General features: G+C 63.3%; 4 protein-coding genes and 1 pseudogene. 2 read left to right on the forward strand and 3 right to left on the reverse strand.

What is annotated here, in order from left to right:
- Positions 1 to 130: 130 nt before the first annotated feature.
- The 3 genes from AX703_RS03200 to AX703_RS03210 all read right to left on the reverse strand — a co-directional run bounded on the left by AX703_RS03200 (position 131) and on the right by AX703_RS03210 (position 4,204).
- On the reverse strand, positions 131 to 319 hold the full coding sequence (locus AX703_RS03200) for a hypothetical protein (RefSeq protein ID WP_039337629.1): 189 nt from the start codon (positions 317 to 319) through the stop codon (positions 131 to 133).
- Between the two features lie 202 nt (positions 320 to 521).
- A complete protein-coding gene (locus AX703_RS03205; protein ID WP_082734366.1) occupies positions 522 to 1,889 on the reverse strand; it encodes an ectonucleotide pyrophosphatase/phosphodiesterase in 1,368 nt (455 codons plus the stop codon).
- Between the two features lie 2 nt (positions 1,890 to 1,891).
- Entirely contained in the window at positions 1,892 to 4,204 is a 2,313-nt protein-coding gene (locus AX703_RS03210; protein WP_062342591.1) for a TonB-dependent receptor domain-containing protein, read from the reverse strand.
- A 198-nt stretch (positions 4,205 to 4,402) separates the two neighbouring features.
- On the opposite strand from AX703_RS03210, the gene AX703_RS03215 reads away from it, so the two are divergent.
- Positions 4,403 to 6,541 carry an RNA degradosome polyphosphate kinase gene (locus AX703_RS03215; protein WP_231735342.1) on the forward strand — a complete coding sequence of 713 codons (2,139 nt, stop codon included), beginning with the start codon at positions 4,403 to 4,405 and terminating at the stop codon, positions 6,539 to 6,541.
- Positions 6,542 to 7,114, forward strand: a pseudogene (locus tag AX703_RS03220) (exopolyphosphatase); the annotation flags it as partial. It abuts the gene before it with no gap.

Consider the following 7,114-nt stretch of genomic DNA (forward strand, 5'->3'; position numbering starts at 1 on the left):
AAGGTCTCCGCCTCGCCCTCGCTGCTGGGCGAGACGCTGGCCGAGGTGCTGAAGGAAAGGGTGTAAACCCAACGCCTTGTGGCAAGAACATCAGAGCCCCTGCGAAAGCGGGGGCTCTTTTTCTTGTGCGTCAGGCCCGCCGCCGTGCCGCAGCCTCAGTGGCATCTGCGCGAAAAGGCAATTCTTCGTAAGCCGGGGTAAAACCAAGCCGGCGATAGAGTTCGGGACGGAGGTAAGGAAAGGCGTCGCCGGCGTCTTCGTGGACGCGGGCGCATTCGCCCAGGAATGTGTCGATCGTGCGAAAAAGGCCGCGTTTCATGGTTTGCCAATTGTTAGCGGGAATGCGCCGTAGACTTTTGCGGCAGGCCTGCTGAGTCGCGCCAACGCATTCGAATCTCGTCAAGATTCCGCAACGTGGTCGCCATCCGGAGAGCTTTCCAACTCTTGCGGACTCTCGGGCAACTCTACCCCGACTCTCCGGGGCAGAGCCCCAACTCTCCCCGGAGATTGAAGGGCAAAGCCTATTCGCCGACCTTCACAGCAGGGACCTGCGCATCGGGCAGTTTCGCCCCCATAGCATTGGCCAAGGTCGGAGCGATCGCGCGCATATCGATCTCGCCCAGACTGCGCCCGCTGGCCACGCCCTTGCCCATCACGAGGAAAGTCGATCGCATCTCGGGCATTGCCGGAAAATAGCCGTGCATCCCCTTGTAGCGCGAGGGTTTTGAGAGCGGCGCGTCGACCGCAAAGTTCCCTGCCAGTGCGCCCGGCTTCAGATCGACGAAGAAGCTGGCCTGCGGATTGCCACCCAGTCTGGCAATCTCCGCCCTGTCGATGACCTTTGCGATCTTCGCCTGTGGATCGGCGGCAAGCTTTTCCAACAGTGCTCCGACCAGACCGCTGAGCGCGGCGTCATCGGGGCGGGCGAGGACGATGGCGATCGAGCCGCCCGACGGCCACGGCATGGCGTCCCACGATGCAACCTTGCCGTCGGCGCCAAGCTTGATGAGGCCAGCGTCGATGAAGGGGCGGAACAGGTTCACTTCGGTGTCGGTGGCGACGAAGCCGTGGTCGCTGACCAGCGCGATTGTCGCGTCGGGGCGCGCGGCGAGTTCGGCAGCGACGAGTTTGCCGACTGCCGCATCCAGACGTTCGAGCACGGCATTGGCCTCGGCGCTCCCCGGGCCAAAAAGGTGTTCCTCATGGTCGAGCGCAGCGAGGTAGACCGTCAGGAACTCCGGCTTCTTCGTCTCGATCAGGCGCACGGCGAACTTCGTGCGGTTCTCGTCCGCCTCGACACCTTCGTCGATCCCGTCGGCATAGGCGCCGCAATCGTGTTCGAGCGCTTCGTAGAGGCCGTCCGTCGCCAGCGCGCGGATCAGCTTGCGGTCATCGCCGTGGCCCGAACGCCAGATCTGCGGCATGTTCCAGGTGAGCGACTTGACCCCGACGCTGACTGGCCAGTGGACGTTGCCGGTGGTGAGGCCCGCCGCCTTGGCGGCGTCCCACAGCGTGGGCGCGGTGATGTCCTGCGCGTACCAGTACCAGCCGCCGTAGTTGATCTGCCTGGGATCGAAGGTGGTGTTGCTGACGATGCCGTGCATCGCCGGGGCGACGCCGGTGAGCAGCGTAGTGTGACTGGGATAGGTGACAGTGGGAAGATTGCCCATCACACCAGTGGCATAGGCCCCTTCCTTGAGGAACCGGCGCAAGTTGGGAATCCTGAGGCCACGCTTGTCGGCTTCAAGCACGTCGCCGGGGCGCAGACCGTCGATCGAGATCAGCAGGACGGACTTGCGTGCTTCCTGGGCCTTAACGACGACGGGCGCCATGCTGCCAAGCAGCACGACGCCCGCCATCAGGGCCCTTGCGGATGAAAGGCCGCGCATCATCAGAAGCCCGCCTTGAGCGTGACGAAGACCTGACGCGGCGCGCCTGCCAGCAGGGTCTGGCTGTCACCGCTGAAGCCGAAGCCGTTGGAGCCGATTGTGGCGACATAGCGCTTGTCGAACAGGTTCACCGCGTTCACCTGCAGTTCGATCGGCTGGCGCTGGCCGATGTTCAGGCGATAGCCGATGGTGGCATCGACGAGCGCGCGACCGGGCACCGACTGGTCGTTGAGGTAGGTGAAGTAGCGCTTCGACATCCAGTTCACGCCGACCCGGCCGAACACGGTGTCACCATCATACGACAGTTCGCCGCGCAGCAGGTGCTTGGGGGTATCGACCACGGTCTTGCCCTTGGTGGGACGGATGGTGGTGACGCCACCCGCGGTGATGACCACATCATCGCGGTACGTGGTATCATTGTAGCTGTAGGACGCGAAGGCGCCGAAGCCACCCGGCAGCTTCACGTCCATCGCCGCTTCGATGCCGAGGGCGCGAACCGAACCGACGTTCTGCAGGGCGTTGGTGGCCCCGACGATGCCGAGCGAAGTCGGGATGACCAGCAGGCGATCGCGGAAATAGACATAATAGCCTGCGAGCGAGGCATTCACGATACCGGTGTTGTACCGCAAGCCCGCTTCATAGGTGTCCGAGCTTTCCGGCTTGATCGTGTCCTTGATCGCATCGAAGCCAGCCTGCGTTGACGAGAACGGGCCGCTGGTGGTGGAAGCCTGATAGGCGCGCGTCACCTGCGTGAAGCCCGCAAAGGCTTCGAGACCGTTGCCGAACTTGTAGTTCAGGCCGACATGCGGCTGGAACCAGTCCTCGACCTTTAGGTCACCGGTGGCGCGGCTGTTGGTATTGACCAGCGCGAAGGCGTTGGTGTCGACCGAATAGCCCTTCCAGCCCAGATTCACCTTGAGATCGCCAAGGTCGATATCGTCCGAAACGTAGTATTGCAGCGTGTCGGTTTCGAACGCGATGGACCACTGCGTGAAGAACGGGTTGCGCTGGAAATCAAGGTGATCGCGGCCCGGATTGGTGCGGCTTTCGTATCCATAGAAGCGGCGCGACTGGATGAAGTCGTTCTTTTCATACCAACCGCCGACGAGCAGCCTGTTGAAGCCGAATTCGCCCGTCCACGAGGCGAACACACCCTTGCGCTTGATGTCGTATTCGGTCGTGCGGATCGACATCGGCACGCCCGACGGGCTGGCCAGATACGGCGTGCCCCAAGTGCCCTGTCCGTCGTTCTCGTGGTAATAGCCCTTGATGGCGAACTTGCCGGTATCGCCGGTCTGGATGGTCAGGCCCAGCGCGGCAAGTGTATCCTTGCGCAGGCCCGAAGCATCATAATAGGCGTCATCGGCAATGACGATCGGCGACGGATAGGTGGTGCCTGCAGCGGGGTTGGTCGGCGTGACGCCGCTATAGCCGGTATTCGCGGCAATATCGGCAATGTTGATGGCTTCGGCATAGCGCGAGGGACCGAAGTTGTCCCAGTCATAGCCAAGGCGCTCGATCATCTCGAGGCTGAGATCCTGGTAGTCCTGCTCTGCGCGGTCGGAATAGCTGATGTAGCCATCGAGATCGACGGTTTCGCCCAGCGGCAGCACGGCCTTGGCATTGGCCATGAACGTGCGCTGCTTGCCATCGCCCTTCCACTTCTTGCCATCCTGATACTGGACCGAGGCGTAGCCGCGCGCGCCGTCAGCCGTGCCGAGCGCGACGCGGGCGAAACCACGGTATGTCTCCGCCGAACCATAGGAGGCTGACACGTCGGCTCCGGGCACGTCCTTGGGATCGATCGAGAAGAACTCGAGCGTACCGCCGAGGTTGTTGGTCGACTGTGCCGCAATCGAGCCCGAACCCTGGCTGACGCGCGTCACGCCGATGTTCTCGGGGCTGATCGCGCGGCTGATGTGAAGGCCGTTGGCATTGCCGTAGGACATGTCGCCCAGCGGAATGCCATCGAGATTGAAGCCAAGCTGGTTCTGGCTGAAACCGCGGATCGTGACGCGGGTGGACCATTCGTAGTTGCCGAAAGCGTCGGCCGACTGGAAATTGACCGAGGGCAGCTTTTCGATGGCCTTCAAGGGGCTGGTGCCCGAGGCGAGGATGGTCAGTTCCTGCGTGGAAAGTTCCTGCACCTGGCGGGTCTGGCCCGAACCCAGGACAACGATTTCGGCGTTGGCGGAATCCGCAGCGGCAGCCGCGTCAGCAGCTGGGGCGACGTCTTCTGCGGCAAAAGCCGGGGCAGCCACTGCAAAGGCAGCAATGGGCGAAGCGCTGGCGAGCAGCACGGCGACGATACGCATGGTGTTATCCCTCATAGACCACATCGGTGTGGCGAGGGCCTGCTAGGCGCGGGCTGTTGCAGGATGATGGAGATTCGGCGTCAGATCAGCGACATCGGCGTGACGATGAGTTGACAGCAATCATCCGGAACAGGACTGTCACGCGACTGTAACGCGAGATGCGCAATGGCCTTTAAGATGTCAGCGGGGGAATGCAGCGTGCAGATTGAAGACTTGCCGCCGGTTCAGGAGCGGTTCTTCAATCGCGAGCTGAGCTGGCTGGCCTTCAACCGGCGCGTCCTGGCCGAGGCAGTCAACCCCGACTATCCCTTGCTGGAACGGCTGCGCTTTCTTTCGATCAGCGGCAGCAATCTCGACGAATTCATGATGGTGCGCGTGGCAGGAATCGCCGCGCAGGTCCGCCGCCAGATCGACGAACTTTCGATCGACGGAAAGACCCCGCAGCAGCAGCTGGGTGCGCTGCTCGACGCGGTGAAGGACCTGATCGATTCCCAGCAGGACGTGCTGGCCGATCTGAAGGACGAACTGGCCGAGGCCGGCATCCGCATCATCGACAACGATGCCCTGAACAAGGGCGAGGCCGAGTGGCTGCGCGACTACTTCGAGGAGCACGTCGTCCCGGTGCTGACGCCGCAGGCGATTGACCCGGCACACCCCTTCCCATTCATCGCCAACCAGGGCACCGGCATCCTGTTTCAGCTGCAGCGCACCGCCGATGGCGCAGCAGTGACGGAAATGATCCTGATCCCCCCTGCCCTGCCGCGCTTCGTGCGTCTGCCGGGGCCCAGGGCTTCGTGGGTGGGGATCGAGGAACTGGTTCGGCGCCATGCGACACTGCTGTTTCCGGGGTTCAAGATCCTGGGTGACGGCACCTTCCGCGTGCTGCGCGACAGTGACATCGAGATCGAGGAAGATGCCGAGGATCTGGTGCGCTACTTCCGCACCGCCATCCAGCGGCGGCGGCGTGGCAAGGTGATCCTCCTGCACCTGCAGGAGAACTTCGACGCCGACGCCGAGAAGCTGCTGCGCCAGCAGCTCAGGCTTGATCATGCGCTGGTCATCAAGAGTCGGGGACTGCTGGCGATCAGCGGGCTGTCTGCCGTGATCGAAGAGGACCGCCAGGATCTGAAATTCGATCCATACAACCCGCGCTATCCCGAACGCATTCTCGAGCATGACGGCGATTGCTTTTCCGCCATCCGCGAGAAGGATCTGGTGATCCATCACCCGTACGAAAGCTTCGAGGTGGTGATCGACTTCCTGCGGCAGGCCGCAGCCGACCCTGACGTGGTGGCGATCAAGCAGACGCTTTATCGGGCCGGGAAGCAGTCCGCCGTGATCGCGGCGTTGATCGCTGCGGCCGAGGCGGGCAAGTCGGTGACGGCGGTGGTCGAACTCAAGGCGCGCTTCGACGAGGAGCAGAACCTGATGTGGGCGGCACAGCTGGAACGGGCCGGCGTTCAGGTGATCTACGGCTTTGTCGACTGGAAGACCCACGCCAAGGTGAGCATGGTGGTGCGGCGTGAAGGTGGCGGATATCGCACATACTGCCACTTCGGCACCGGCAATTATCACCCGGTTACTGCGCGCATCTATACCGACCTGTCGTTCTTCACCGCCGATCCGCGCATGGGGCGCGATGCCGGGCAGCTGTTCAATTTCGTGACTGGCTATGTCGAGCCCAAGCACACCGAACTGCTGGCGATCAGTCCGATCAACCTGCGCGAGAGGCTTTACGAATGCATCGAGCGCGAGGTGATGCTGGCGAAGAAGGGCCGCCCGGCGATGATCTGGGCCAAGCTCAACCAGCTGACCGATCCCGACCTTATCGACCGGCTCTATCTTGCCAGCATGGCAGGCGTGGAGATCCGGCTGGTGGTGCGCGGGATATGCTGCCTGAAGCCCGGGGTGCCGGGACTTTCGGAGACGATCGAGGTCAAGTCGATCATCGGACGCTTCCTCGAACACAGCCGCATCTGGGCCTTTGGCAACGGCGCGAACCTGCCGAACAAGCGGGCGCGGGTGTTCATCTCGTCGGCCGACGGGATGAGCCGCAACATGGGACGGCGGGTGGAAGTGCTGGTGCCGGTCAAGAACCCGACGGTGCACGATCAGATCCTCGACCAGGTGATGCTGGCCAACCTGCTGGATACCGAACAGAGCTGGGAACTGGGACCGGACGGCGAGTACGAGCGGTTCGAGAAGGGCGACCCCTCGTTCAACCTCCACGGCTATTTCATGACCAACCCGTCGCTTTCCGGGCGCGGTGCAGCGCTTTCCAAGGGAAGAAAGGTTCCAAAGCTTGCGTTGCGGCGCGGCGCGGCTAACCGTGGCTGAGTGAAGGCTCAAACCACCATCTACGATTGGGCGCAATCGCGCGCGATCATCGACATCGGCTCCAACACCGTGCGGCTGGTGGTCTATGGCGGGCCGCCGCGTGCTCCCGTGACGCTGCTCAATGAGAAGGTGACAGCCAAGCTTGGCAAGCATGTGGCCGAGACGGGCCGGCTTTCCGACAAGGCGGTGGACAGCGTGCTGGCGGCGCTGCGGCGCTACAAGGCGCTGCTCGATCTGGCGCAAGTGCCGCGCGTGGACGTGGTGGCGACGGCGGCGGCGCGCGATGCGACCAACGGGCCGGCGTTTCTGGCGCGCATTCGCGAGATCGGTTTCGAGCCGCGATTGCTCTCGGGCGTCGAGGAGGCCGAGACCAGCGCGACGGGGGTGCTTGGTGCCTTTCCGGGGGCTTCGGGGATCGTGGGAGACCTTGGCGGGGGAAGCCTCGAACTGGTCGATATTGCCGATGGCGGAACGAGCCATGGGGTGAGTCTGCCGCTGGGCTCGCTGCGCCTGCCGCCGTTGCGGGCGCGGGGCGACCGGGTGTTCGTGCGCGAGATCAGCCGGATGCTGGCG

The organism is Novosphingobium sp. CCH12-A3 (genome assembly GCF_001556015.1).
Lineage (GTDB): Bacteria > Pseudomonadota > Alphaproteobacteria > Sphingomonadales > Sphingomonadaceae > Novosphingobium > Novosphingobium subterraneum.

Coding starts and splice junctions, on each gene's coding strand:
- AX703_RS03200 (WP_039337629.1), bottom strand. CDS start 319: ATGAAACGCGGCCTTTTTCGCACGATCGACACATTCCTGGGCGAATGC.
- AX703_RS03205 (WP_082734366.1), bottom strand. CDS start 1,889: ATGCGCGGCCTTTCATCCGCAAGGGCCCTGATGGCGGGCGTCGTGCTG.
- AX703_RS03210 (WP_062342591.1), bottom strand. CDS start 4,204: ATGCGTATCGTCGCCGTGCTGCTCGCCAGCGCTTCGCCCATTGCTGCC.